Annotated in this window: 26 protein-coding genes; 18 read left to right on the forward strand and 8 right to left on the reverse strand. The window is 46.0% G+C overall.

The window, feature by feature from the left end; all coding sequences use genetic code 11:
• Nucleotides 1-101: 101 nt before the first annotated feature.
• From A3KS_RS0106760 to A3KS_RS0106785, 6 genes are all read left to right on the forward strand, one after another.
• The gene (locus tag A3KS_RS0106760) at nucleotides 102-671 is read left to right on the forward strand and encodes a GDSL-type esterase/lipase family protein (RefSeq protein WP_026394268.1); all 570 of its coding nucleotides are present in this window, start codon (nucleotides 102-104) and stop codon (nucleotides 669-671) included.
• Between the two features lie 90 nt (nucleotides 672-761).
• Nucleotides 762-1,742, forward strand: coding sequence for a CAP domain-containing protein (locus A3KS_RS23735; protein ID WP_051355718.1), 981 nt, complete (start codon nucleotides 762-764; stop codon nucleotides 1,740-1,742).
• An 89-nt stretch (nucleotides 1,743-1,831) separates the two neighbouring features.
• Nucleotides 1,832-2,128: a hypothetical protein gene (locus A3KS_RS0106770; protein ID WP_026394269.1), complete on the forward strand. Its 297-nt coding sequence runs from the start codon at nucleotides 1,832-1,834 to the stop codon at nucleotides 2,126-2,128.
• A gap of 37 nt (nucleotides 2,129-2,165) precedes the next feature.
• A complete protein-coding gene (locus tag A3KS_RS20435; RefSeq protein WP_051355719.1) occupies nucleotides 2,166-2,747 on the forward strand; it encodes a GNAT family N-acetyltransferase in 582 nt (193 codons plus the stop codon).
• Nucleotides 2,748-2,772: 25 nt separating this feature from the next.
• Entirely contained in the window at nucleotides 2,773-3,105 is a 333-nt protein-coding gene (locus tag A3KS_RS0106780; protein WP_026394270.1) for a CGGC domain-containing protein, read from the forward strand.
• A 38-nt stretch (nucleotides 3,106-3,143) separates the two neighbouring features.
• Nucleotides 3,144-3,998 (forward strand): prenyltransferase, encoded by an 855-nt coding sequence (locus A3KS_RS0106785; protein ID WP_026394271.1) that lies wholly within the window; start codon nucleotides 3,144-3,146, stop codon nucleotides 3,996-3,998.
• A 106-nt stretch (nucleotides 3,999-4,104) separates the two neighbouring features.
• Here A3KS_RS0106785 and A3KS_RS0106790 read toward each other — a convergent pair whose 3' ends face one another.
• From A3KS_RS0106790 to A3KS_RS0106820, 7 genes are all read right to left on the reverse strand, one after another.
• The gene (locus A3KS_RS0106790; RefSeq protein ID WP_026394272.1) at nucleotides 4,105-5,247 is read right to left on the reverse strand and encodes a tyramine oxidase subunit B; all 1,143 of its coding nucleotides are present in this window, start codon (nucleotides 5,245-5,247) and stop codon (nucleotides 4,105-4,107) included.
• A 135-nt stretch (nucleotides 5,248-5,382) separates the two neighbouring features.
• Nucleotides 5,383-6,246, reverse strand: a complete 864-nt coding sequence (locus tag A3KS_RS0106795) for a helix-turn-helix domain-containing protein (protein ID WP_051355720.1) — start codon at nucleotides 6,244-6,246, stop codon at nucleotides 5,383-5,385.
• Nucleotides 6,247-6,500: 254 nt separating this feature from the next.
• Nucleotides 6,501-7,640, reverse strand: a complete 1,140-nt coding sequence (locus tag A3KS_RS0106800) for an NAD(P)/FAD-dependent oxidoreductase (RefSeq protein ID WP_035355530.1) — start codon at nucleotides 7,638-7,640, stop codon at nucleotides 6,501-6,503.
• The gene (locus A3KS_RS0106805; RefSeq protein WP_026394275.1) at nucleotides 7,633-7,962 is read right to left on the reverse strand and encodes a (2Fe-2S)-binding protein; all 330 of its coding nucleotides are present in this window, start codon (nucleotides 7,960-7,962) and stop codon (nucleotides 7,633-7,635) included. The genes A3KS_RS0106800 and A3KS_RS0106805 overlap by 8 nt, the downstream gene beginning before the upstream one ends.
• Before the next feature lie 18 nt (nucleotides 7,963-7,980).
• The gene (locus A3KS_RS0106810; RefSeq protein WP_026394276.1) at nucleotides 7,981-9,588 is read right to left on the reverse strand and encodes an FAD-dependent oxidoreductase; all 1,608 of its coding nucleotides are present in this window, start codon (nucleotides 9,586-9,588) and stop codon (nucleotides 7,981-7,983) included.
• On the reverse strand, nucleotides 9,585-9,905 hold the full coding sequence (locus A3KS_RS0106815; protein WP_026394277.1) for a (2Fe-2S)-binding protein: 321 nt from the start codon (nucleotides 9,903-9,905) through the stop codon (nucleotides 9,585-9,587). The genes A3KS_RS0106810 and A3KS_RS0106815 overlap by 4 nt, the downstream gene beginning before the upstream one ends.
• Nucleotides 9,902-10,312, reverse strand: coding sequence for a Rid family hydrolase (locus A3KS_RS0106820; RefSeq protein ID WP_026394278.1), 411 nt, complete (start codon nucleotides 10,310-10,312; stop codon nucleotides 9,902-9,904). Before A3KS_RS0106820 ends, A3KS_RS0106815 begins: the two co-directional genes overlap by 4 nt.
• Nucleotides 10,313-10,658: 346 nt before the next feature.
• On the opposite strand from A3KS_RS0106820, the gene A3KS_RS0106825 reads away from it, so the two are divergent.
• From A3KS_RS0106825 to ftsH, 11 genes are all read left to right on the forward strand, one after another.
• Entirely contained in the window at nucleotides 10,659-10,931 is a 273-nt protein-coding gene (locus A3KS_RS0106825; RefSeq protein WP_026394279.1) for a zinc ribbon domain-containing protein, read from the forward strand.
• Between the two features lie 6 nt (nucleotides 10,932-10,937).
• Nucleotides 10,938-11,099, forward strand: coding sequence for a hypothetical protein (locus A3KS_RS23440; protein WP_156913216.1), 162 nt, complete (start codon nucleotides 10,938-10,940; stop codon nucleotides 11,097-11,099).
• A gap of 252 nt (nucleotides 11,100-11,351) precedes the next feature.
• Entirely contained in the window at nucleotides 11,352-12,680 is a 1,329-nt protein-coding gene (locus A3KS_RS24205) for a GNAT family N-acetyltransferase (RefSeq protein ID WP_084504922.1), read from the forward strand.
• A gap of 75 nt (nucleotides 12,681-12,755) precedes the next feature.
• On the forward strand, nucleotides 12,756-13,331 hold the full coding sequence (locus A3KS_RS0106840) for a hypothetical protein (RefSeq protein ID WP_026394280.1): 576 nt from the start codon (nucleotides 12,756-12,758) through the stop codon (nucleotides 13,329-13,331).
• The gene (locus tag A3KS_RS20445; RefSeq protein ID WP_051355721.1) at nucleotides 13,315-15,249 is read left to right on the forward strand and encodes an MFS transporter; all 1,935 of its coding nucleotides are present in this window, start codon (nucleotides 13,315-13,317) and stop codon (nucleotides 15,247-15,249) included. Before A3KS_RS0106840 ends, A3KS_RS20445 begins: the two co-directional genes overlap by 17 nt.
• Nucleotides 15,250-15,452: 203 nt before the next feature.
• Entirely contained in the window at nucleotides 15,453-17,009 is a 1,557-nt protein-coding gene (locus A3KS_RS0106850; RefSeq protein WP_026394281.1) for an ABC-F family ATP-binding cassette domain-containing protein, read from the forward strand.
• A gap of 251 nt (nucleotides 17,010-17,260) precedes the next feature.
• Entirely contained in the window at nucleotides 17,261-17,950 is a 690-nt protein-coding gene (locus tag A3KS_RS20450; protein ID WP_207637748.1) for a class I SAM-dependent methyltransferase, read from the forward strand.
• Nucleotides 17,928-18,734 carry an MBL fold metallo-hydrolase gene (locus A3KS_RS0106860; RefSeq protein ID WP_026394282.1) on the forward strand — a complete coding sequence of 269 codons (807 nt, stop codon included), beginning with the start codon at nucleotides 17,928-17,930 and terminating at the stop codon, nucleotides 18,732-18,734. The genes A3KS_RS20450 and A3KS_RS0106860 overlap by 23 nt, the downstream gene beginning before the upstream one ends.
• A 41-nt stretch (nucleotides 18,735-18,775) precedes the next feature.
• Nucleotides 18,776-18,934, forward strand: a complete 159-nt coding sequence (locus A3KS_RS23445; protein ID WP_156913217.1) for a hypothetical protein — start codon at nucleotides 18,776-18,778, stop codon at nucleotides 18,932-18,934.
• Between the two features lie 172 nt (nucleotides 18,935-19,106).
• Nucleotides 19,107-19,679, forward strand: a complete 573-nt coding sequence (locus A3KS_RS0106870) for a TetR/AcrR family transcriptional regulator (RefSeq protein ID WP_026394283.1) — start codon at nucleotides 19,107-19,109, stop codon at nucleotides 19,677-19,679.
• Nucleotides 19,680-19,880: 201 nt separating this feature from the next.
• Nucleotides 19,881-21,701 (forward strand): ATP-dependent zinc metalloprotease FtsH, encoded by a 1,821-nt coding sequence (ftsH, locus tag A3KS_RS0106875; RefSeq protein ID WP_026394284.1) that lies wholly within the window; start codon nucleotides 19,881-19,883, stop codon nucleotides 21,699-21,701.
• Between the two features lie 187 nt (nucleotides 21,702-21,888).
• Here ftsH and A3KS_RS0106880 read toward each other — a convergent pair whose 3' ends face one another.
• Nucleotides 21,889-22,269 (reverse strand): hypothetical protein, encoded by a 381-nt coding sequence (locus tag A3KS_RS0106880; protein WP_026394285.1) that lies wholly within the window; start codon nucleotides 22,267-22,269, stop codon nucleotides 21,889-21,891.
• 386 nt (nucleotides 22,270-22,655) lie between these two features.
• Here A3KS_RS0106880 and A3KS_RS0106885 point away from each other — a divergent pair, with 386 nt between their 5' ends.
• Nucleotides 22,656-24,605, forward strand: a complete 1,950-nt coding sequence (locus A3KS_RS0106885) for an oxidoreductase (RefSeq protein WP_026394286.1) — start codon at nucleotides 22,656-22,658, stop codon at nucleotides 24,603-24,605.
• Nucleotides 24,606-24,989: the final 384 nt, after the last annotated feature.

Genomic DNA, 24,989 nt, shown 5'->3' on the forward strand with positions numbered 1-24,989 from the left:
AGGTGGTCTCTGTAATTGTCAGACCGTTTGTGCTATCATAGACTCACTAAATGATTACAGCAAAAAAGCTTCAGATAGGGCTAGTCAGTAAGGAGAAAATTGTGAAGATAATATGTTTTGGCGATAGTCTGACCTTTGGTTACCAGGTATCCCGGGAAGAAAAATGGCATGCGATTGCAGCAAAAAAAACCGGAATCCAGTTGATCAATCGCGGTGTCAGCGGGGATACCACCGTGGGGATGCGGGGCCGAATTCAGCAACAGGTATTTAACGCCAAGCCTGAGGGCGTGATTCTGATGGGCGGATATAATGATATTTTCTTTAACCGCAGCTGGGAACCAGCCGCTGAGAATATGCGTGCCATGGTTGACCAGTCTCGAACTAACGGACTTCAGGTTTTTGTCGCCATCCCGCCACCGATTCAGTTGCCGGTGGCCTTTAAAGAAGGCGGTGAGATGGTTGATTTCGAAAAGTCAGCAGTGATGATTGAAGTCTATTGTCAGTGGTTGAGGGATTATTCCGTATCAGTGCGGATCCCAATCCTGGATTTTAGAGCTGCCATTGACTGGACCAACAAAGGTTTGTATCTGGATGGAATTCATCAGAGTCCGGCCGGCCATCAGCTAATGGCGGGGCGAGTGATCGCGTTTCTACAGAAAACAGTAGAATAGAACAACCAGGATGTCAAAACTAATTCCGGCTCAGGATTAATTATTCAATGCGATAATGGGTATTGTTACAGAACATCGAAAAGGAGATGGATGACCGTTAGATTAGATCATTCAAAAAATAAAATGAGTCGAGTTGTAAAATGGTGTTTCTATTTTTTATTTGCGTTAGTACTCAGCATCGGGATTATGTCTAATAATATATTGGCTGCCACTACGCCAAACGTCAGTTACCGGACCCATGTCCAGAATGTCGGCTGGCAGGATTTTGTATCAAATGGAGAAATGAGCGGAACCTCGGGCTTAAGTCTGCGCCTGGAGGGGATTGAAGTCAAACTTGATGCCCCGGTAACTGATTTGGGGATAACCTATCAAACCCATATTCAGAACGTCGGCTGGGAGGCCGATACCGCCAGAGGCTGGAAAAGCAACGGCGAAATGAGCGGAACCTCCGGCCAGAGCCTGCGGCTGGAAGGAATCCAGATCAAACTCACCGGGGCGAATGCTGACCAGTATGATATTTACTATCAGGTTCATGTCCAAAACTATGGCTGGATGGATTGGGCAAAAAATGGCGAAAGTGCCGGTTCTCAGGGCTTTTCCTATCGTCTCGAAGGGATTCATATTGTTGTCCAGCCCAAGGGCTCAGCGGCCCCGGGAAAGACCGACACACCGTTCATCGAGGCAACCAAACCCTCTTTTGAAGCTCAGGTTATCGCTCTGGTCAATCAAGAGCGGGCGTCCAGAAATCTTGGTTTGGTAAGCAGTGAGCCCACCTTAACCCGGGCTGCCCAGATTAGAGCAGAAGAAATCATCCAGTCGTTCTCACACACCCGGCCAAATCAAACCAGTTGTTTTACCGTCCTGACGGAACTGGGTATTAATTACAATCGGGCGGGTGAAAATATCGCCGCCGGTTATTCCAGCCCGGAAGCGGTGATGGCTGGCTGGATGAATTCAGAGGGCCATCGGGCGAATATCTTAAATCCAGGCTTTACCAAGCTCGGGGTTGGTTATGCTCAAACGGGTTCTGGATATGGTCACTATTGGACCCAAATGTTTATTTCAAATTAAAACAGAGGGTGGGACGATTTAACACACCATCAATAAATGTGTATCGCTTTTGAATAACAGTGCCGAACACAGATAAAAGGAGATCAGCGATGATAAAGGATAATAAAAATCTCACAGATTTCGACCAAATCCTGGCCACCCGTTACGACAACGGCAGCCTATTTATGGAGGGGAGTACTCATTTTTGTGCTAACCTGTTTTATTATGTTTATGTGCTTACTTACTACGAAAAAGCTCGAAAAGATATACGATTTATTGAAGCATTAGCAGCATTAAAACGAAAGCTGGATGATCAAGGCCGCATGATTGTTGAGCGGCCTAATCGCAAGCTCAGTAAATTGGCGATCTGCCCAAAAGGTAAACCATCCGCCGTCGCCACGGTATGATATTTAGAAATTTTTAAAAACTTGGAGTTGGATTAAAATGAAGCACATTAACACAAAAAATCTGAAATTAAGGCCGTTAACCATGAATGATACTGCTGACGTTTTTGCCTATTCAAAAAGTAAAAATGTCGGTCCACGGGCAGGCTGGAAGCCTCATGAGAGCATAGAAGAAACTGAAGAGATTATGAAGACGATCTTCGTCGGTCAGGAAAACATCTGGGGGATTGAAAAAGACCAGCGGATTATCGGCTCAATCGGATTAATCGATGACCACCATCGCCAGAATGATCAGGCCCGGATGCTTGGTTACGCTCTATCTGAGGATTACTGGGGGCAGGGCCTTATGACGGAAGCGGCCAGAGCCGTGCTGGCCTACGGCTTTGACACCCTGGCCCTTAGTCTGATCTCGGTGGTGCACTATCCAGATAACCTGGGATCACAGCGGGTGATTGAAAAATGTGGGTTTTATTATGAAGGAACAATTCGCCAGGCAGACAAGATCTACACTGGTGAAATCCGGGATGTCAAAGCATATTCCATGACCAGTGCAGAATTTGAAAATCTACAGCCCGAGACCTTAGAACTGATTGTTGTTCAAGCACCGGCACCAGGCAATTGAGAAAATTAAGAAGGGAGGCGCAGCAATGAAAGTTGGTTTAATCAGATGTATGCAAACTGAAGATATGTGCCCGGCAACGACCTGTTTCAAGGTAATTGATACAAAAAAATTGGCATTTGAAGGCGTTGCGGAAGAAATTGAAATCATCGGCGTCAACAGCTGCGGAGGTTGCCCCGGCAAAAAAGCCGTAACCCGGGCAGCAGAGATGGTTAAGCGAGGTGCAGACACAATCGTTTTGGCTTCATGTATCACTCGCGGAAATCCGATCGGGTTTCCTTGTCCTTATGCGGAACTGATGAAAACAGCGATTAAGAAAAAGATCGGTGAGTCAATCAAGATTATCGATTATACCCATTAATGTTGAAAAAGATAGGATCGAAAAAGGAGCGACCAGCGATGATCAATGATGTTAAAAAGCAGACGGATTTCGACCAGATCCTGGCTACCCGCCATGACAACGGCGCCGATTTCTGGACAACTCCGGACGGACGCCTGGGGATTGAAAAACCGATCAGTACCCTGACGGCCCTGATGATTATCAGCGAACTTGACGTGCCCAGAGATCATGAAGCTTTGCAGGGGGCTGCTGAACTGGTTCTGGGGGCCATAAGAGATGATGGCCGGGTACGTATTGCTCCGAAAGGCGCAATCTATCCCTGTCACACCGCCCATGCGGTGACCGGATTGTGCAGAAATGGGTACGCCAGCCATCCCCGGGTTCAGGCCGCCCTGGATTATCTGCTTTCTGATCGTTACGAAGACGGCGGCTGGCGCTGCAATAAATTCATCTATGGGTATGGCCCCGAAACCGATAAGTCAAATCCTGGCGTGACCCTGCTGGCATTGGACGCCTTTCGTCTGGCCGGCTTTCATGCGGGAAGCGATAAAATCTCAGATCTTGACCGGTCGGTTGAAACCCTGCTTGATCATTGGACCGTGAAAACCCCGGTCGGCCCCTGCCATTACGGCATCGGCAGCTTATTTATGCAGGTGGAGTACCCATTTTTGCGATACAACCTATTTTATTATGTTTCTGTGCTCTCTTTCTACGAAAAAGCCCGAAAAGATAATCGATTTATCGAAGCATTAGCGGCATTGCAGCAGAAGCTGGATGATCAAGGCCGCATGATTGTTGAGCGGCCTAATCGCAAGCTCAGTAAATTGGCGATCTGCCAAAAAGGTAGACCATCAGCCGCCGCTACTGCGCGATATTTAGAAATTATCCGGAATATGGAAATTGATCAAACGTGAATCGAATTAATACCAGGAAAACCCTTTACCCATTGGATATAAATTGGGTAAAGGGTTTTCTTTATGTAGACTTGAATTTTTTATCAGGCCCGGTATTATTTAGATCTTAGTATAAAGCTGGTTTATCCCAAAGGTTAAGATCAACTCCGATGTTGTTTTTGCGGGCATAGTCATAAACTTCTTTGCCCCAGGCTACATCTTCTACCGGCATCCCGCCGACAGAGTAGAGGATGATCTGGTCGTCGCTTTCCCGTCCGGGTACCTTACCGTTTAAGATAGCCCCTAAATCGTGAATATCGGTTTTATCCAGTTTGCCATCATGGATCATATCCATAAATTTGGAACCAAGGATATAGACAATATTGTAGGTTGGGTAGGGATATTCTTCCGCCCAGGCTTCATAAAGGGAGATATTGTCGACGACCAGTTTGGTTTTATCACTTTGGATAAATTCATCGGTAAAATCGGCCGCCCCGGGGAGACAGAAGAGGGCCCCGGGTTTGATCCACTCGGCATCAACAAAGGGATAGGCCGAAGGACCGGCGCCCATTGGGGTGGAGGTGGCGAAGCTTAAAATGTCCGAGCCACGTACACATTCTTCCAGGGTTTCGCAGATAATAATCTCGGTAAACTGCGGACATTTTTCTGTTACATATTCAATGCAGCGGTCGATGGACGCCTGGCCTCGACCTTTTATTTTAAGAGTCGTCAGAGTTGGACGCAGGGCGGCAAAGGTCTCAATGGCGGTCGAGTTGATGACCCCCGGACCGACGATGCCAAGAACTTTGGCATCTTTAAGGGCCAGATTTTTTACGCCGACGCCGGGTACCGCGGCAGTCCGGTAAGCACTGAGCAGGTTGGCTGACATCAATGCTAAGGGTGCGCTGGTGTCTTTATCGTTTAACATCATCATCAGGATCGAACGCGGCAGGTTTTTATGACGGTTTTCAACATTGGAACCGTACCATTTCATCCCAGCGACGTCAAACTTGCCGCCGACGTAGGCGGGCATCGCCATGAACCGACGATCCGGACCATTCTTGGGCATATTGGGGAATTCCGGTTCTTCCGGGAAAGTAATCATGCTGCCGTGGGAGTTGCCATTTTCACCACCCATGCGGTAATCGCCTTTATCTAAAAGCTTTAATAATTCTTCCATACAATCGGTACAAGCCACAACATCGCCGACACCGGCCTTAATCATATCGGCCTCATTTAAATACAATAAATCAATTCCTGGTAATGCCATAATAAACCTCCAAATAGTTTTTTATTTTAAAATTTTATTGAAAAATTGGTAAATCATTTTGACACGTGATCATTCCATCATGATGCGTCTTGGCTTTAATTTTTGTTACTATTATTTTATAGGGGATTGGTCCGTTTAAATTCGGAGCGCCATACCTTTGGCCAGGGATTTGCGGTAATTCAGAGGCGATATGCCCGTGAATTGTTTAAATTCCTTGAGTAGATGGGACTGATCATAGTAACCCATATCCGCCGCAATGGCTGAAATATTCTGATCTTTCCCCAGCGCCAGCAGCACATTCTGAAAACGGATAATTTTTGAGAAGGTCTTAGGTGGTAAGCCAATCTCTTTATTAAAGAGCCGGTTGATGTAGCGGGGGGTATAGCCGACGCTCTGGCTTAATTCATTAACGTTGATAATGCCGACGACCTTGGTGATTTCATCCACCATCCGATAACTGAAAGGTCGGGTCCCGGGACTGTAATAGTTCTGATAGTCGGGAATATAGGCATCCAGAAACAACTCAATTTGTTCTTTAAAATCGTTACTCCGGGTGATCCCTTCCATCATCGCCTGATCCTGGCAGATTTCCGGCAGTGGCACAGAGCTCTCAGTGAGGCTGCCAATCGGATAGCCTTTAGGTAAAAACGCCTTGCCGGGCAGAAAGCGGATGCCAAAGATGGTATCGTTGAGATGAAAAACGGAAGCATACTCAATGGAGTGCATTTTCAGAACGGCGCCGTAACAGGTTGCATCCAGATGATCCTGGCCGCAGCGGAAGACAATGTCCACGGTGCCATCGGGAACAATGGTGGCGGTTTCTAACATTTCCTGGGTAACCTGGAAGCGATAAAAGTGGGAGATGCCATAAGCCCGGTAGTCAAAGGATTCATAACCCTGGGAATGCTGAACCATCAAGGGCTGTTTAGGGATGATGATGTTTTCCTTTTCTTGTGGGGAGGATGCATAAGAGCCATACCGTTGCAATAGATCAATCATAGTTAAAACCTTAAGCGTACGCTTTCCTTTCTGAATAAATTCGCAAAAGAGGGGGCAACAATCAACATAAAAAAAGACAAGGGCGTCGAAACTCCGGTTTCGACATCCTTGTCTTTTATGGTTGCTGGTTCACTGCTTATTATGTATACAATATACCATAGTTGAGAATGAAAGAATAGTAAAAATCGGTACTAATTTACATCCGCATTCATTTTTAAGAAAATTCTAATTAATGTATCGCAGCCAGCGCTTTCTTATTGCTTCGGCTTGAAGCGGTCGTAGCGCAGGGCCGACAAATCAATGGTGGAGTGACCGTCGGCAATCATTTCGGCGACATTGTAGCCCACCGCCGGGGCAATCCCAAAGCCATGGCCGGAAAAAGCACAGGTGATATATAAGCCGGGCACCTCTTCCACCGGGCTGATCACTGGAACATGGTCGGCACAATCATCCAGCCAGCCGGCCCAGGCCCGGACAATCTTGGCATCGGCCAGCGCGGGGAAGTATTTGATAATCCCCCGGCAGGTGCAGGAAGCGCCGATGCTACTGGAAATGGGGGAGCCGTTGTCTTTATTGAGGTGTTCAAAGCCAGAGGATCCACCAAAAACAAAGGAACCATGCTTGGACTGGTGGCCGTAGAAATCGGCATCAGCAGTACCGAGCATTTGTAAGAACATCGGCGGTTCGGCTTCGGTAACCAGACACTCCATCTTCAATGGCATCATTGGGACATCGATGCCCACGGTTGCTAAAATTTTGCGGCTGTCGAACCCGGCTGCCACCAGCACCTTATCGGCTTCATAGATGGCATCCGGGGTGACAACCTGGCGGATCACGCCTTTTATTTTACGCAGTTCGAAGCAGGGCGATTCGGTAATAAAGCGGACGCCCAATTCCCGGGCTTTTTTATAATAACCCAGGGTGGCGGTCAGCGGATTGGCATGCCCATCGGTGGGACACCAGCTGGCACAGGTAACCTCGTCGGAAAGGTAGGGGTTGATGGCCCGAATTTCATCGCCATTGATCATTCGGACATCCAACCCACAGGATACGGCCTTATCAGTTAAACCCTGGAGGATTTTCTGATGCGCTGCCGTTTTCCCGAGTCGCAGGTTGCCTTTTTGGGTATATTCCACATCCACGCCCAGTTCTTCGGACAATCCCGGCCAGAGGTTTTTAATACCCCACATTGCCAGTGGCAGTTCCCGGGTATCCCGGCCGGACTGGCGGACGCCACCACCATTACGGGATGAACCGCCAATGCCAATATCCTTGCTGGCTTCCAGCACCGTTACCGATAGGCCTTTTTTAGCCAGGTAGTAGGCGGTGGCATTACCGATGATGCCGCCGCCGATAATGATCACATCATTATATTTAGACAGATGTTTAGACATGGCTCACCTCTTCATTTCCTAATACTTTCATTTCCATCGGTCGCATTGGTGAACGACTGGTGGCCGGGTCCAACTGATCGGGGATCACGTTTAGCTCCCGGGCGATCAGGTTTTTAACCAGCTTGCCGCAGGTTTGGCCTTGACAAAGTCCCATGCCAGCCCGCAGGTAACGCCTGATTTCATTGACGGTAAACATCCCGTCGTGAATCGCCTGGCGAATTTCGCCCTTGGTGATTTCTTCGCAGCGGCAGATGATGATGGCGTCATCGGTCTGGGAAACGAAGGGACCGATATCCTGTGAACGATCATTAATAGATTTCATTGTCGTATCTCCTTTTCCTTATTGTCCGGCCGCATTGGTTTCGGGCTGATAAAATCGGGCGGTCATGGCTTGCTCTACCGGTACCTTGATGGTGACCAGAGTGGTCTGGTCAAAAGTCTTGGCACTACGGACATCAATGATTTCGGCGTGGCCCAGAGGTTGACCGCTGCGGCTCAGCGCTGTTCCCAGTTCCCCCTTCTGGGGCCGGGGCAAAAACTCATAAGGCAGGGTAATGCTGGCGTAGCCGGGGGCATAGTCTTCGTCTACCAGAAAAATGGCCTGGCCGGAACAGGAAGCAATACACATGCCACATCCGGTGCAGCTAATGGTGGCATCAATCCGAGGTAGGGCAGTGATGGTTTTGCCAACTTTTATACAACCCCTGGTACAGGCATCCTGACAGGGATTACAAGGAATATTCTGGGTACATTCGATCACTGGATGGATGCCGGATTTTTCATCAGTTTGATCAGATCGATGAATAAAGCGCTCAAGATCGGCATCATCTAGGTAGCCTTTTTTCAGCAGACTTTGAGAAACGGCAATGCCTTCGTCGGTTTTAGTAAATGTTTTGCCCTTGTTACCGGGGGCGAACATGCCCTGGTGCAGGCTGTCGAGGGCGATTTCCAGGTCAGCCAGGCGGTTATCTTTGTCCTGCTCACTGAGAAAACCCAGATAAGCGGCCGCCGCAAGACCAGACATTCGCCCCTGGATCATCGCCGAGCTGGCTTCTTCGATGCCGGAGACATCCCCGGCGGCAAAGAGGCCGGGAATTGAGGTTTCGCCATTTTCATCAACTTGTGGCACCTGACCACCGCGACGGGGATCATCAACCATATTGCAGCCCGCCATTTTCAGCAGTTGTGACATCGGTGAGAGACCGACGGCCAGACAGATGGTATCCACATCAAAGTGTTTCTGGGTGCCGGGGATGGGGGCGAAGTCTTCATCGACCTGGGAAATCTCCACACCGCTGACACAATCACTGCCCTCGGCTTTGGTAATGGTATGGGAGAGATAGAAAGGTACTCCGCACCGGGCGATTTTGGCGGCGTGAACGCCATAGCCGCCAACCTTGGGAGCAGCATCCACCAGTGCCACGACTTCACAGCCGGCCTGCATCAGCTGGAAGCTGACGACCAGACCGACATTTCCGCTGCCCAGCATCAGCACCCGCTGGCCCGGCTTAATACCGTAAAGATTCATCATCGTCTGGGCGGCCCCGGCGCCAATTACGCCAGGCAGCGTCCAGCCATCAAAGGTGACCATGTTTTCCGCAGCGCCAGTGGCGATAATGATGGTGTCTGCTTTAAAGTGCTCCATTGCAGCCCCGATCTGAACCAGAACTTCTTTGTCCAGATAAATACCGGCAACGGTAGCATTAAGGAATACCTCAACCCCCGCATCAGCGGCTTCGGCAAGCAGTGTTTCACCGATTTTGTAGCCGCGGATTTTGGCCTGATGTTCTTTGGAACCGAAAAATTTATGGATCTGTTTGAATAATTGCCCACCGGGTTTGGTATTTTCATCAAAAACGGCAACACTCATCCCGCAGCGGGCAGCCTCAATGGCAGCAGAGAGACCGGCAGGACCGGCTCCCACGACGATTAAATCATAACGTTTCATTCGTTTACCTCCAGTGCCGTGACCCCATCTTGGGTCTGAATCCTCATGCCTGCAACTAGGGGGGTTATACAGGTACGGATGTTGGGGACCCCATCGACAATCATGACGCAGTCGGTGCAGCGGCCAATGGCACAAAAGATGCCCCGGGGTTCATGGGCCTTGTGGGTATAGCGGTGAACCATCAAGCCGGCAGCTTTTAGGGCCACTGCGATAGGTTCACCAGCATAACCTTCCATTGACTTGCCATCCATGAAAAATGTTACTAACTGGCCTTTTTCGGTTTCACCGAGAATGGGATGTTCACTGATTCGATTCATTTTTCACACCCGCTTTCCTCCGAAATAATAATCGCGGTCATTTCAATCTCGCACAATTGCGAAGGACGGTTGAGCTCTGATGTTCCGACTGCTGTGAACAGCGGTCGGAATTCTTTGAAAATTTCCGAGTAAGCCCGGCCAATTTCACCACAATCTGACATCCGGGTGGCATAACACATGACTTTGACGACATCGGCTGGGGTAGCACCAGCTTCTTCCAGGAGTTTGACGTGTTTTTCAAAAATATACTTGGCCTGTGCGTAGGGATCACCTTCGCCATAAACACTGCCGTCCGGTTGAACCGAGGTGGTGCCGCCGATCATAATCAGATTGCCGATCTTCACCATCCGTGAATAGCCTACTTTTTCTTCGAGGGGGGCTCCGGATGAATAATTAATTCTTGACATGGTATTACTTCCTTTCGTAATAAATATGACGTTATTTTGTGATACCTTCATAAAATGACAAAGACGCCGAAAGTTTCTTTCGACGTCTTTGTCTCGATTTCTCTGTGGTTTTTTTAGGTTAGATATAATATAGCACAGGAAAAAGAAAGGAAATAGTAACAATCGGAACATTTTACAGCGATTTTCATGTAAATGAAAAAAGCGCTTGAACACACCAGTTCTGTCAGAGTCAAGTAAAAATTGCGAGTTTTCAAAATGTGGTAATATAGAATTTGATAAGCTGGGATTTTTGCAAAAAAATGGGTAAATAATCATTAAAAGCACAACAACATAGGAGGAAATAACCATGTTCTGTGAAAACTGTAACGAAAAAATACCAGATGGTTCTCAGTTTTGCACGCATTGCGGGACAAAACAGACTGGAAACCTTGCAGCAACTCAATCCGGAGCAGTTGGACAAAGCTATCAACCGGCAGAGCGGATTAGCTCGCCACCGGTTCAGAATACCCAGCGACCAGTCTATACTCAGCAACCCCATCAAAACAGTGGGGATCTGGATCTGATTACGATGGGTCAGTATCTGATAATGTTCTTGATCATGGCCATTCCCATTGCGTGAATAGTAATGTTGTTTATCTGGAGCTTTGGCGGTGATACTGGTCCCAACAAAAAGAATTTTGCCCGAGCCTATCTGGTCATGATGCTTATCGCCCTTGGCGTCGCGATCATTATGAGTATCGTTATGGCTATCTTTGCCGCAGCCATGATGAGTACCCTGTATTACTAAGAATTTAATAAGTCTCATGCGCATTAAAATTGAACCGATCGAATCGACCCTATAAAGTCGATTAAGATCAGGTTCTTTTTTACAGATCTGGGTTTCTAGCTTGATTTCACGAAAAAGTTCAGTTGCTAGTATTTTAGTTCAATTTAATCTGCATTTATGCTATAATGTTAATGGATTTTAAAGTCATAGGGTAGACTGTTTTTGCCGATCACGGAAAATTACAGCTAAATTTTAATATATGAGGAGAATGCTATGCTGGGTGCAATTATCGGGGACGTTGTCGGTTCCCGTTTTGAATTCAATAATTATCGCAGCAAGGACTTTGAGCTCTTCGCCAAAGCCTGTGAAGCGACTGACGACAGTATCATGACTCTGGCAGTGGCCAATGCAATTATGGATGCCGGTAAATTCGGCTGTCTACCACTGGAAAAGGGAATCAGTAATCGGGAATATTATCTGCGGGTGGAAGCATTAGTGGTGAAGTCGATGCAGAAAATTGGTCGGAACTATCCCCATTGTGGTTATGGCAGTCGGTTTGGACGCTGGCTTTTGAGCGAAAATCCCCAACCTTACAATAGTTTTGGCAATGGAGCCGCGATGCGAATCAGCCCGGCCGCCTTTGCCGCAAGATCAGAAACCGAAGCCCGAATGCTTACGGAAGTAATCACCCGTGTCACGCATAACCATCCTGAAGGGTTAAAAGGCGCTGAAGCCATCGCAGTGGCCATTTTCATGGCCCGAAATGGTGCAGACAAAGAGACCATCCGGGAGCGGATCAACGGTTATTTTTATCCGCTGAATTTTACTATCGACGAAATCCGAAACACCTATCAGTTTAACGAAACGTGTCAGGAAACGGTGCCCCAGGCGATTCAAGCTTTTTTAGAATCCACATCCTTTGAAGATGCCATCCGGACGGCCATTTCGGCGGGGGGCGACAGTGATACCCTGGCAGCCATCTCCGGTGCTATTGCTGAAGCTTATTATGGAGTGCCAAAAGAGCTGGAAGAAAAAGCCTTGTCCTATCTGGATGCGGATCTTCGCCAGATTTATGATGACTGGCAAAGCTATCTGAAAACGGGTCCCGAAACGATGACAATCCGCGAAGCAACCCAACCGGAGCGGGAACTTCTATTTAAGAAAGCCCATCAGGTGTGGCATAAAAATAGAACTCTGGCAGAGTATATTCGGGATAACTCAAAAGAAGACGCCTTTGGAACTCGTTATATCATCGACCGGGGGGGAGAAATTGTCAGCTCACTGATCATCTTGAGACTGGGAGCGATCATAGGCAAAAAGGTTTATGGCATCGGTTCGGTGCTTACACCCAAACCCCATACCGGAAAAGGATACGCTACGATTCTGTTGAAAAACTGTCTTAAAGAAATCGAAAAGGACGGGGACGCGCTGATTTTTCTGTACTCAGATATCAATCCTGACTTTTATAAAAGACTGGGATTTAGATTACTCCCCAAGGAACTACAGAAAACGCCGAAAAGCCCATGTATGGTCAGGTGTGGTGAACAGAACTGGAATACTCTGATCAATGGTTCGATTGATCAGATCCCGGAGTATTTTTAGGGGCGGAAAAGGTATTGGAATTTCTAGAATAAGCAGGAGTGTCATCATTTCAAAATAGTCATCCAGGGAGGAACTATGAGACTAAGTAGGAAAACAGCCGGCAAGGGCATTATCATTCTGAATCTTTTTACAATCTGCGTATTTTTATTGGTCATCCTCAAAATTCTGCCCTACGAATCGATCAGCGGCGGGCAACTGGAGAGCTACGATGCGGCTGTTCGCACATCAACCACCAGCATTGTGATGATGATTTACGGCATCCCGATAATTGCTGCGGCATCCGGGCTGATCCGGGTAAAAGCCTATAAAGAATTCTATATTGGCTGGCTGGTTTTTGCGCTGATACTAATGGCAGTGCTTTTTTTCGAAGCTTCAATTATGGGTGTGATCGTGGTGAGTTTTGGGGTGCCGTTAATTGCCGTGGGCGCAGGCGTAATTGAATATAAACAGTTTAATCTGTTTTCAAAAATTTATCTATGGCTGTCATTTGTATTTGTCTGCTTAAATACCTTGGGTAATCTGTTTGGTATCACCTGGTTCGAAAAAATTGTCATGGGCCTGGTCACCCTGATACAGGCGATGCTGTATTTTTATCTGGCAAGAGGCAACAAAAAAAGAAAATCTGGAAAAAGTAATGGCGGGAAATCATAATTACACAAGAACGGTGATTCAGACCAATTTACTGGTAGATGATAAAACCGGAATTTGGATGATTACCATGTATACTCTGGCTTATGCAGCCAGTATTCCGGTGATGGGGAAACTGGTGGACCGCTTTGGTAGAAAGTATATTTATTTACTTAGTATTTTTCTTTTTGGTTTGGGCTCACTATTCTGCGGGTTGTCACAGAATTTTGAGAGTTTTCAAATGCTGCTAGTGGCGAGAGCAGTTCAGGCAATTGGTGGTGGCGGCATCGTTCCGGTGGCAACCGCTGAATTTGGCACCACCTTTCCCAAAGAAAAGCGGGGCATGGCACTCGGTTTAGTGGGCGGTGTCTATGGTATTGCCAATATTTTCGGGGCTTCAGCCGGCAGTGCCATACTGGACCTGGCCGGAACAGCCAACTGGCAATATATTTTTTATATTAATGTACCAATTACTATGTTTATTCTGGCAGCTGGACTTATTTGTTTACCGAATACCCGGATTGAAAATGTCAAAAAAATCGATATTGGCGGCATCACTATTGTAACCATTATGGTTCTTTGTGTCCTTTACGGATTGAAGAACATTGACTTTTTTGATTTTAGCAATACCTTCCTTAGTACGTCGGTCTATCCTTTTCTGATCATTTTTATGTTGCTGCTTCCAGTTTTTATACTGGTCGAGAAAAAGGCCGAAGACCCGGTTATCAATTTAGCTTATTTCAAAAATAAGAATATTCTGATCACCCTGGTTTTGTCTTTCATCACTGGGATAGTCATCATGGGGATGATTTTTGTACCCCAATTCTGCGAAAATGCGATGAAAATAGCTACTGGAAAAGGCGGCTATTATGTAATTATCCTGGGTCTTTTTGCTGGCGTCGGGGCACCGTTTTCTGGTAAGCTCATCGATAAATTCGGTGTAAAAATTACTCTGGGATTTGGTTTTCTGGTGTCCGTTATCGGTTCGCTGTTCCTGATTTTTGTGACAACAAACTACCCCAGTACCCTGACGGTGGTGATCAGTCTAATTTTAATGGGGCTGGGGATTGGCTTTACCATGGGAACCCCGATCAATTATATGATGCTGGACAACACCAACGCTGAAGAGTCGAATTCAGCCCTTGCCACCGTTTCTTTGATCCGATCCATTGGAACGGTGGTGGCGCCGGCCATTATGGTTGGTTTTATTGCCCACGCTGGTCTGTCGGTGCAGACAAATGTCATGAATCTGCTGCCAACCGAAGTAAATGTCCCGACCCTGCCTTATGCCCAGGAGCTGACGGATGAATTTAATCAGTTAAAAGGTAACAAAGCCATTGCTGATAAACTGGCGACCATCACATTACCGGATTTAACCGCCAATCAGACCATCGAAATCAATATGAACGCTGACAGTGGCAATGATGTCCCTGAGGATCTGGTAGCCTTGATGAAGGAGTCAGATGTTACGACCATTACTGAAAACAGCAAAACCTTTGCAGCACGGATGTTTTTAACTATGACTCCAGATACCATTGCCGAGATCAACACAGGCATCGATGCCGGTATCGATGGGTTGAACAGCGGTGTTGCCCAACTGGATGGCAGCATTGCCGAACTAAGTGCTACCGATAATGGAATGGGCGCGGGAATACCCGGGATGGAATCGGTGATTGCTTCAATGGTGGATGTTAGGAGTCAGTTAACCAATATGATAAGCCAGATGACGACCATGAAAAATGCGGTGCCGGCTGCGTTTGAGACCTCAACAAATGATTACTTGTCGGCTATTGACAGCAAAAAAGTGGAGATCGAAAATGAGTTTCAGAGAACGCTCAACAATGGCTTTAAGCAGGTGTATTGGACCGTTGCCATTGCCTCTATTCTGGCATTGATTATTCTTGGTTTTTATAAAAAACAGCCTGCATCTGAAAAATCTTAATTGGAACGTGCTATTTGGCGCAGGTGCATAGAGTTAAAAAACTTATTTTTTATGGACTTAGAATCGCCACTCAAACTATGGACAATAAAGAAGACTATGCTATAATATAAAAGTTAGAATCATAGGATAAACTTAAACACTTCCTGATCTGCAACATAAATCTGGAAGTGTTTTTAATTGACCAAAAAAGAAATGGAGAATAAATGAGTATTTTAAATGTCGAAAATCTTTCTCACGGTTTTGGTGATCGGGCGATTTTTAATCAGGTATCGTTTCGTTTATTAAAGGGAGAGCATATCGGTTTAATTGGACCAAACGGCGAGGGGAAGTCAACCTTCATGAATATCGTTACCGACCGACTAATGCCGGATGAGGGCAAGGTGGAATGGGCTAAAAATGTGAGGATCGGTTACCTGGATCAGCATGCCGTTTTGAAACAGGGAATGACGGTCCGGGATGTGCTGACTTCGGCCTTCGATTTTCTGCTGGATATTGAAAGTCGGATCGGTTTTCTTTATGAAAAAATGGGTGAGGACAGCCCCGAGGAAGTTGAGAAGAGTCTCGAAGAAGTGGGCGACCTTCAGGAATTACTTGAGTTTCATGACTTCTATCTGGTCGATTCAAAGGTTGAAGAAGTGGGGAATGCCCTGGGTCTCAACGACATCGGTATGGATAAGGATATCACCGAACTCAGCGGCGGCCAGCGAACCAAGGTCTTGCTGGGAAAATTGTTGCTGGAAAAACCGGATATCCTGTTGCTGGATGAGCCGACCAACTATCTGGATGAACAGCATATCGAATGGCTAAAGCGCTATCTTAACGATTATGAAAATGCCTTTATTCTGATTTCTCATGATCTGCCCTTTGTCAATTCGGTGATTAATCTGATTTATCATATGGATAACCAGAAACTGACCCGTTACGTCGGAGATTATGCGAAATTCCAGGAAGTGCTGGAAGCAAAAAAAGCTCAGGAACAGGCCGCATATAATAAACAGCAAAATGAAATTGCTGATTTAAAAGACTTTGTGGCCCGGAACAAGGCTCGGGTTGCGACCCGAAATATGGCCATGTCGCGACAGAAAAAGCTGGATAAAATGGATATCCTCGAGTTGGCCTCCGAAAAACCCAAACCGCGATTTAATTTTAAAGAAGCTGGTGCCACCGGCCGTCGGGTTTTTGAAACCGCAGATCTGGTCATCGGTTATGATGAACCGTTGTCCAAGCCACTGAATTTAGTGATGGAACGAAAACAGAAAATTGTTTTAAAGGGCACCAATGGGATTGGCAAAACCACCCTGTTAAAGAGTATTCTGGGACTGATACCACCCGTTGCCGGGACTGTTGATCAGGGTGAGAAACTGAAAATTGGTTATTTTGAACAGGAAATGGATCAGGATATCCGGACCAGTTGCATCGATGAGGTCTGGAATGAGTTTCCATCTCTGAATCAGAACGAGGTGCGTTCGGCGCTGGCCCAATGCGGTTTGACCCGGAAACATATTGAGAGTATGGTCAAGGTTTTAAGCGGTGGCGAACAAGCCAAGGTCCGCCTCTGTAAACTGATCAATCGGGAAACCAATATTCTGGTTCTGGATGAGCCCACCAATCACCTTGATGCCGATGCCAAAGCTGAACTGCAGCGGGCATTAGAAGCTTATAATGGTGGCATTCTGATGGTCTGCCATGAACCGGAATTCTACGAAAGCTTTGTCAATGAAGTCTGGGATTGCTCCCAGTGGACCACTAAAGTATTTTAAATAGCATGAATAATCGCCCCAGGTTGATGCACCGTCATCAACCTGGTTTTTTGAGTGCATTTTATCGGCACGGATAGAAATATCGGTTCAGGAAAACATTGCGAAAGTTCCGCTTTAGTTGTTATGGTCTTTGACTCTATGGGCTGGACACGGTATACTGGGTAAAACTTGGGTGCTTTTTCGGAGTAGAACCGGACGACGGTCTTTTCATCGGAAAATAAAACCAATTGAAGCGACGAAAGGAAATTAATGTGAAAAAAGAAGTTTTTAATAAACAGAATCGCCACTGGGAGGACACATTTGCCAGCAAACCCCAGATGTTTGGGACAGATCCCAGCATTGCCGCCATCAAGGCCGTTGAGATTTTCAAAAATAACGGCGTCCGGAAGATCCTCGAATTGGGTGGCGGTCAGGGCCGTGACACGCTTTACTTTGCCCAGCAGGGGTTTGAAGTAACAGTTATTGAATATACCACGGCCGGAATTCAGGCTATCTTAGAACGGGCACAAGAGTTGAAAGTCTCCCACCTGGTCACAACGGTTCGACATGATGTCCGTCAGGCCTTTCCATTTGAGGCAGCGCGCTTTGATGCTTGCTTTTCCCACATGCTCTATTGCATGGCATTGACAATTTCAGAATTGGCTTTCATCTCTGCAGAAACCAATCGGGTCCTGAAACCAGGTGGTATTAACATTTATACCGCGCGAAACACCGATGACGCAGACTGCGGCACCGGCACCCATCATGGTGAAGATATCTACGAATGTGGCAAATTTATCATTCATTTCTTCAGCAAAGAAAAAGTCGAAACTTTGGCTGACGGTTTTGAGATCATCGACATTGATAATTTTGAGGAAGGGGCTCTGCCCCGAAAGCTTTTTTTTGTGGTTCAAAAAAAGTTGGAAGATGGAAAAGTAGATGCGGCTAAGAGTTCTTGTTGATAACAACACCACTATTGACGAATACTATTGGGGTGAGCCCGGGGTTTGTTATTATATTGAAGACGGGGAAGCGGCCTTTCTTTTTGATGTGGGTTACTCAGATTTAGTCATCAAAAATGCCGCCGCGATGAACATTGATCTCAGTCAGCTCAGCACCATCGTCCTCTCTCATGGCCACGATGACCATACCCGGGGGTTAAAAAGTCTATTAGCGATAAACCGGCCGGAACCGCTACAGATCATCGCCCATCCCCACGCCTTGAATTACAAAGAATGTGATGGTTTGAAAATTTCGGCTCCCTTTACCCGAGTAGAATTGGCAGAAAGGTGCCAGTTGAAGCTCACCCGGACCCCGCTAAAGGTTACAGAAAATATCACCTTTCTGGGCGAAGTCCCTCGGGTGATGGCTTTTGAAAAACCGGAACCGATTGGAAAACAGCAGCTGGGTGATGACCTGACCGATGATTATCTGCTGGATGATTCAGCTCTGGTTTATCAGGGTGACGCAGGGATAACCATTATCACTGGTTGCTCCCATAGCGGTATCTGTAACATCATTGAGTACGCCAAAACCGTCACTGAAGACCAGCGGGTTTGCGCGGTCATTGGCGGCTTCCATCTGTTTGAGGTCAACGACCGGGTGGAACAGACCATTGACTATTTTAAGAACAATCAGATCAAGCAGATCTATCCCTGCCACTGCACCGCCTTTGCTGTCAAGGCGGCCATCCACGCGCGCACTTCCATTACCGAAGTAGGGGTCGGCCTGGAGCTGAACTGGTAATATAGGAAAGTTACAAAATCAATCATATTGGAGTAACTATCGTGAAAAGAACGGATAAGCAAATTTTTTTACAAACCATTGGCGCAATCGAAGACCTGATCTTTGGAGCTAAATCCCCGGTGCAAAATAAATATCGGGAAAGCGTGAATGCCGACTATGCGTTGTTTATGGAAGCAGAAATAGAAGGAAACAATCATTAGTAATGCTATTTATTTGTCCGAATGACTAGGCAAATGTTATTAAGAGGTGAGCAATCATCTCTTTTTTTGTAATTTTATTTAAAAGATAATTAATTTTTGCCGATAGTTTCCCAAGAAGATTGACAATAACCGAACGGTCATTTAGTATTAAATAGTATGGAGGTGGTGGCAGATGAGAAAAAGAGACGATGAAAAAGAGAAAAGCATCAAACAGGCAGTGGTTAGACTTACTTTAGAAGAAGGGTTTCACGGGACTTCGATTTCGAAAATCGCCAAAGTAGCAGGTGTTTCTCCAGCAACGGTCTATACCTATTTTGATAGTAAGGAAATGATGCTCCAGGATATTTATCGCGAGTATTCCGAAGAAATCTGTCACTTCGTTCTCAGTAGAGTGCATTATGGTATGAATGATCGGCAACTTATCGAAGGACTGATCAGGAGTTATTATGATTATATCGAAGCAAATCAGGAAATCTTCAGTTTTATTGATCAGTTTTCCAATTCGCCCTCATTAGTGGGTGGCTGTTCAGAAATAGAAGGTTTCATCAAGATAAAAATGTTGGTTGCGGACCTTAAAGATCGCGAGATCATAAAAAATTACCATCATGAAAATGTACTTGCGATGATTGTTCAACCAGTAAAAGCAATTGCCGCGAACAACAGCAAAACGAAGGCGGAAAAAGCCGATCTGTTACATGAAATGATCGGAATGATACAAAGTACGTTATTAATAAAAGAAACTTAAAAAGTGAGGCGCGATTGTTGATAAAAATACCATAAACAATTGCGTTATTTCTTAAGAAATAATTAAATGATCAATCATTTAACAAAGAATCAGGAAAGCAGGTCAAAAGAAAGTGAAGTCCCAAGTAAACGGTTCAAAAAATTTAATCAGTGTGGTCATCGTGGGGTTGTCCCTGGCAGTTGGATTATTGGAGGTTAAACGGTGAAGTACTTAAAAAAACAAGGAATCTTCCTGATTGTATTTGCCGTTATAGCTGGATTGGTGGCCTTCAGTACCATGAAAACTAATTCCCAAAACATGGATTATTCCAAACTGTTAACAGAAATTCAGGCGGGAAATGTAAGCGGTATTGTTTTGAATGGCGAAACGGCTGAAGTACAGCTAAATGCGGCACTGGAGGAAAATGCCGGAATCACCACTTATGAGGTAATTATTCCGCCCGATATTACCTCTGCTTCAGACCGGTTTACTCAAGCATTGGATGAACAACTAATTCAATCCTATCGTATTTCGCAGCCTATGGAAATTCCCTGGTGGTTTTCAATCGTGACGACCATTGGTTTCATTTTACTGATGGCGATCTGGTTTAGTATGAATCAGCGTCAGCAAGGTGGTATGGGTGGAAATCGCGTCGCGGCAATGGGTAAAAGTCGGGCAAAACTATTGGTGGATGATCAGAAAACCGTAAACTTTGCCTGCGTTGCCGGCGCTGACGAGGTCAAAGAAGAGTTGGAAGAGATTGTAGAATTTCTAAAAGCCCCGGAACGATTTGTCGAACTTGGTGCCAGAATTCCCAAAGGTGTTCTGCTGATCGGACCGCCGGGAACAGGCAAAACTTTGCTGGCAAAAGCCGTTTCTGGTGAAGCCGATGTTCCATTTTTCAGTATCAGTGGGTCAGATTTTGTGGAAATTTATGTTGGTGTCGGAGCATCCCGGGTTCGGGATCTTTTTGAACAGGCAAAGAAAAATGCCCCTTGTATCGTTTTTATTGATGAGATAGACGCGGTAGGCCGTCAGCGTGGAGCCAATGTAGGTGGCGGAAACGATGAAAGAGAGCAGACCTTGAACCAGTTACTGGTTGAAATGGATGGTTTTGGTATTAATGAAGGGGTCATCATTCTGGCCGCTACCAATCGGCCGGACGTCCTTGATCCGGCACTGTTACGACCTGGTCGTTTTGATCGGCGGGTCACAGTTGGCTTGCCGGATATTATCGGTAGAGAACAGATTCTCGGTGTTCATGCTAAAGGAAAACCTTTGGCCGAAGATGTAAAATTGGGAGAACTGGCGCGACTTACGCCGGGCTTTACTGGCGCTGATCTGGAAAACCTGCTGAATGAGGCGGCTTTATTAACGGCCAGAGGACATAAAAAAGAAATTGAGAATGATGCGATCAAAGAGGCGACCTTTAAGGTCATGATGGGGCCAGAGAAAAAAAGCCATGTGATGAGTGATCGCGATAAAAAAGTAACCGCTTTTCGCGAAGCCGGTCATGCTATTGCGATTAAGCTTGTTTCTTCAAACCGAAATGTTGATCGGGTATCGATTATTCCATCTGGCATGGCTGGTGGCTTTACCGCCAGCAGACCTTTAGAAGATCAGAGCTATCACACCAAATCCCAGCTGATCGAAGAAATCATCATTGCTTTAGGCGGTCGGGCTGCCGAAGAAATTGTTTTGAATGAGATCAGCACCGGTGCATCAAACGATTTAAAACGCGTGAATCAAATCGCCCGAAATATGATAACGAAGTATGGCATGAGTGAGCAATTAACGAATATGATTTTTGAGAGTGAGAATGATGGCGCTTATAATGGCCAGGATTACGGTTCGCGGAGTTGTAGTAATGAAATGGCAAGAATCATTGACGATGAAGTCAAACAAATTATTGACCTTGCTTATCAGCGAACCCTGACGTTACTGAAAGAAAACATCAGCAAGCTCAACAAGTTGGGTGAGATCCTCCTGGAGAAAGAAAAAGTGGATGGTCCGGAATTCGAATCGATTTTTCAAGCCGCATAATCAATAACAGAAAGACCTTATCTGACAGCCTGTCAGATAAGGTCTTTCTAATTTTTGAATACAATTATTGAAATATTATTAATTGATGAAACCGGGTTTTGAGAAAAGATCAGAAATCATTTACAGGAACTGGGATGAGCAAGTGCAAATAGGTTGCAGTTAAAATGCAGGGAGCAAGGTTAGGAGTCTAATTTAAAAATTTTGATCGGCTGAATGGCGGTTCAAGACAGTAAAGCGTATTATCTTCAATTTCTTTGGTGAATTCAGGTCGGTCAGGGTGGCAATTATAAAGCTTTCGAATCAGGTCATTATAAACCCATTCCAGGTTGTCCAGTTCTTCCAGCAGGGAGAGGGTATCAGTGATGATCTCAGCGGCCTGGGTATACTCGGGATTTTTTGAAAGTCGTTCATATTCTTTTTTACTGATTACATCAACAACTTGTAATGTTCGGGATTCGGCTTTATCGGCAGCAAATAGTTTAATTCCTTTTTCAAAGCTCTCCTGGGACAGACCATCAAGGTCTTTACAGAGCGCCCTGATTTTATCTAGCATTTTTTCAGAGATCATAAGGCTCCTCTTTTCGTGTTTTTTTTAATGATAACCATCTTTTGAATAAACGTCAAGGATAAAACATTGTCATTTTAGCTTTAATTATTCTTTCAACTACAAATAAAAGAATTTTAAAGAGCAGTTTTGTTGGTAGATTCACAATTTAACGATGAATTCAAGCAAAGCAGCTTTTTACGCATGAATCTCCAAACAATCGGTTGTTATAATTTCGGAGATTCTTTAGCTAGTCAAAAATATTTACAGATTAATCAAATTGGAATATCTTAAACATGTAAATATTTACATGATTTTATTGACATCAGCAAAAGATCATGTTAAGATTTTATCAAATAGACCGCTTATTGTTGACGGAACCAACGAAAAATTTTAAAGGAGAATTGACAATGCAACGAAAATATCCGAATCTATGTAAACCGATTAAAATTGGTAATGTAACCTTCCGAAACAGAATGTTTGGGGCGCCCATGGGCGGCACCGATATTACTGCCGATTGCACCATCGGACCAAAATCAAAAGCTTTTTATGAATTGCGAGCTAAAGGTGGTGCTGCGACCGTAACGGTGAGTGAATGTGTAGTTCATCCTGAAACTGAAGGATCGCATATGTATCACCTCGATCTGCAAACGGTTGATTCACTGGCCAGCTTTACTTACACGGCTGATGCAATTCGACGTCATGGTGCCATTCCCAGTGTGGAATTATCACATTCCGGACAGTATGCCGGCACTTATTTGACCGACAAGGATAAAAAAGGCGGTATGGCCCAATGGGGACCCAGCGCTGGAACCCGTCCAGATGGTAGACCGGTTAAAGAACTGACCCAGGAACTGATCGATGACATTGTTGCCGCTTACGGACGGGTAGCCGGATTGGCTAAACGAGCTGGATTTGAAATGATCATGGTCCATGGCGGTCACGGATGGTTGCTGAACCAGTTTCTTTCGCCTTTTTTCAACCACCGCACTGACAAATATGGCGGCCCACTGGAAAACCGGGCGCGTCTGGCTTTAGAAGTGCTGGACAGCGTTCGTGCAGCGGTTGGCCCCGGTTTCCCGATTGAGTTTCGGATGAGTGGTTCGGAATTATTTGAAGGTGGCTATACCCTGGAGGATGGGGTTGAAATCGCCAAGATGGTCGAATCGAAAGTTGATTTATTGCACATTACCGCTGGTACTTATCAAAGCGGCTTCGGCTTGACCCATCCATCGATGTTTGAACCACATGGCCGAAATGTTTATCTGGCGGCTGAAATCAAAAAACACGTCTCAGTTCCGGTAGCAACCTTGGGCGGATTGAATGACCCCGCGATGATGGAAGAAATTATCGCCTCCGGTCAAGCTGATATCGTTGAAATGGCCCGGGCTCTGCTGGCAGATCCCTTCCTGCCACGAAAAGTCATGAGTAATCAGGATACTGATATTATTAAATGTCTCCGCTGCTTTACCTGTATGGCGGAACGGGCAGTAACATCGACCCGACGTTGTACGGTCAATCCTTTAATTGGTCGGGAAATGGATGGGACGGAAGTTATTCCTACCGCCAACCCGGTAAAGGTACTGGTGGCCGGCGGCGGACCAGCTGGACTGGAAGCGGCGCTGACGGCGGCCAAACGGGGCCACCAGGTTATTCTCTGCGAAAAAGGTGACACCCTGGGTGGAATCCTCAAAGGCGAACAGGCAATCCCATTTAAATATGAAATGTACGAACTGGGGGTTACCCTGGAAAAACTGGCTAGAGACGCCGGCGTTGAGATTCGCTTAAATACACCGGTAACCAAAGAATATGTCGATCAGGAAAATGTTGATGCCCTGATTGTGGCTGTCGGTTCGGAACCGATCGTGCCAGCCATTCCTGGTCTTGATGGAGACAACGTGATTATTGTCAACGACTACTATAAGAAAAAAGATCAGGTCGGCGATTCCGTGGTTGTTTTAGGTGGCGGTTTGGCCGGTTGTGAAGCAGCTATCCATTTTGCCCGGGAAGGCAAGACTGTTCATCTGGTGGAAATGAGAGCTGAGTTAGCAATCGATGCTAATCTTCGCCATCGACCACTGATGATGAATGAAATCGAAAAATGCGGCATTACTGTTCATACCGAATTAAAAGGACTAAAAGTTACCGATCAGGGAGTTGTCTGTGAAGATGCTGATGGTAAAGAAGTGCTGGTGCCTGGAACGACCGTGATCTGCGCCCTGGGCCAAAAACCGCTTCGTAATATAGCTGAAACCCTGGTTGACTGCGCCCCCTATGTCATTGAAATTGGCGATTGTGTGAAGGCCTCTACCATCACAACCGCCATTTATCAAGGCTACCACGCTGCGCTGGATATCTAATTCGACCACAATTTAACAAAAAATCGAGCAATTAAAGACTATGTAAATAAATGAAACACGTTCATATTAACAGAAAACCGCCATCAGGCGGTTTTTTGGTTTGCGAGGCATGTTGCCGAGCTAATGGTCTGAAAGAAGACCTGTCACCTGGCTAATTGGGAAGACAAGCTGTAAGCAAGGGCGTTTCCGGCGACGGAAGGGTCTGAAGGAAGCTGATGGCGGTTGTTGGAACGGAACGCAAGTGAACCAGTGATGGTATATATGAAGGATAACCTTTCCAAAAGTGGGGACGTCCGAAAATTAGCTGAGTCATATATATTGAGATGGTCGTTTTAACAACAAGCGGAGCAACTTAACCTCGGAAGTACTGTACCTGAAGCTGTA

Source organism: Acetobacterium malicum subsp. dehalogenans DSM 11527, assembly GCF_000472665.1.
Lineage (GTDB): Bacteria > Bacillota > Clostridia > Eubacteriales > Eubacteriaceae > Acetobacterium > Acetobacterium malicum.

Excerpts from the sequence above, each read along its gene's own strand:
- A3KS_RS0106870 (WP_026394283.1), top strand. The coding sequence starts at position 19,107 with ATGAGAAAAAGAGACGATGAAAAAGAGAAAAGCATCAAACAGGCAGTG.
- A3KS_RS0106820 (WP_026394278.1), bottom strand. The coding sequence starts at position 10,312 with ATGTCAAGAATTAATTATTCATCCGGAGCCCCCCTCGAAGAAAAAGTA.
- A3KS_RS0106880 (WP_026394285.1), bottom strand. The coding sequence starts at position 22,269 with ATGATCTCTGAAAAAATGCTAGATAAAATCAGGGCGCTCTGTAAAGAC.
- A3KS_RS0106850 (WP_026394281.1), top strand. The coding sequence starts at position 15,453 with ATGAGTATTTTAAATGTCGAAAATCTTTCTCACGGTTTTGGTGATCGG.
- A3KS_RS23735 (WP_051355718.1), top strand. The coding sequence starts at position 762 with ATGACCGTTAGATTAGATCATTCAAAAAATAAAATGAGTCGAGTTGTA.
- A3KS_RS24205 (WP_084504922.1), top strand. The coding sequence starts at position 11,352 with ATGCTGGGTGCAATTATCGGGGACGTTGTCGGTTCCCGTTTTGAATTC.
- A3KS_RS20445 (WP_051355721.1), top strand. The coding sequence starts at position 13,315 with ATGGCGGGAAATCATAATTACACAAGAACGGTGATTCAGACCAATTTA.
- A3KS_RS0106770 (WP_026394269.1), top strand. The coding sequence starts at position 1,832 with ATGATAAAGGATAATAAAAATCTCACAGATTTCGACCAAATCCTGGCC.
- A3KS_RS0106840 (WP_026394280.1), top strand. The coding sequence starts at position 12,756 with ATGAGACTAAGTAGGAAAACAGCCGGCAAGGGCATTATCATTCTGAAT.
- A3KS_RS23440 (WP_156913216.1), top strand. The coding sequence starts at position 10,938 with ATGTTGTTTATCTGGAGCTTTGGCGGTGATACTGGTCCCAACAAAAAG.
- A3KS_RS0106790 (WP_026394272.1), bottom strand. The coding sequence starts at position 5,247 with ATGGCATTACCAGGAATTGATTTATTGTATTTAAATGAGGCCGATATG.
- A3KS_RS0106885 (WP_026394286.1), top strand. The coding sequence starts at position 22,656 with ATGCAACGAAAATATCCGAATCTATGTAAACCGATTAAAATTGGTAAT.
- A3KS_RS0106795 (WP_051355720.1), bottom strand. The coding sequence starts at position 6,246 with ATGATTGATCTATTGCAACGGTATGGCTCTTATGCATCCTCCCCACAA.
- A3KS_RS0106805 (WP_026394275.1), bottom strand. The coding sequence starts at position 7,962 with ATGAAATCTATTAATGATCGTTCACAGGATATCGGTCCCTTCGTTTCC.
- A3KS_RS20435 (WP_051355719.1), top strand. The coding sequence starts at position 2,166 with ATGAAGCACATTAACACAAAAAATCTGAAATTAAGGCCGTTAACCATG.
- A3KS_RS0106860 (WP_026394282.1), top strand. The coding sequence starts at position 17,928 with ATGCGGCTAAGAGTTCTTGTTGATAACAACACCACTATTGACGAATAC.
- A3KS_RS0106780 (WP_026394270.1), top strand. The coding sequence starts at position 2,773 with ATGAAAGTTGGTTTAATCAGATGTATGCAAACTGAAGATATGTGCCCG.
- A3KS_RS0106825 (WP_026394279.1), top strand. The coding sequence starts at position 10,659 with ATGTTCTGTGAAAACTGTAACGAAAAAATACCAGATGGTTCTCAGTTT.
- A3KS_RS0106810 (WP_026394276.1), bottom strand. The coding sequence starts at position 9,588 with ATGAAACGTTATGATTTAATCGTCGTGGGAGCCGGTCCTGCCGGTCTC.
- A3KS_RS0106815 (WP_026394277.1), bottom strand. The coding sequence starts at position 9,905 with ATGAATCGAATCAGTGAACATCCCATTCTCGGTGAAACCGAAAAAGGC.
- A3KS_RS0106785 (WP_026394271.1), top strand. The coding sequence starts at position 3,144 with ATGATCAATGATGTTAAAAAGCAGACGGATTTCGACCAGATCCTGGCT.
- A3KS_RS0106800 (WP_035355530.1), bottom strand. The coding sequence starts at position 7,640 with ATGTCTAAACATCTGTCTAAATATAATGATGTGATCATTATCGGCGGC.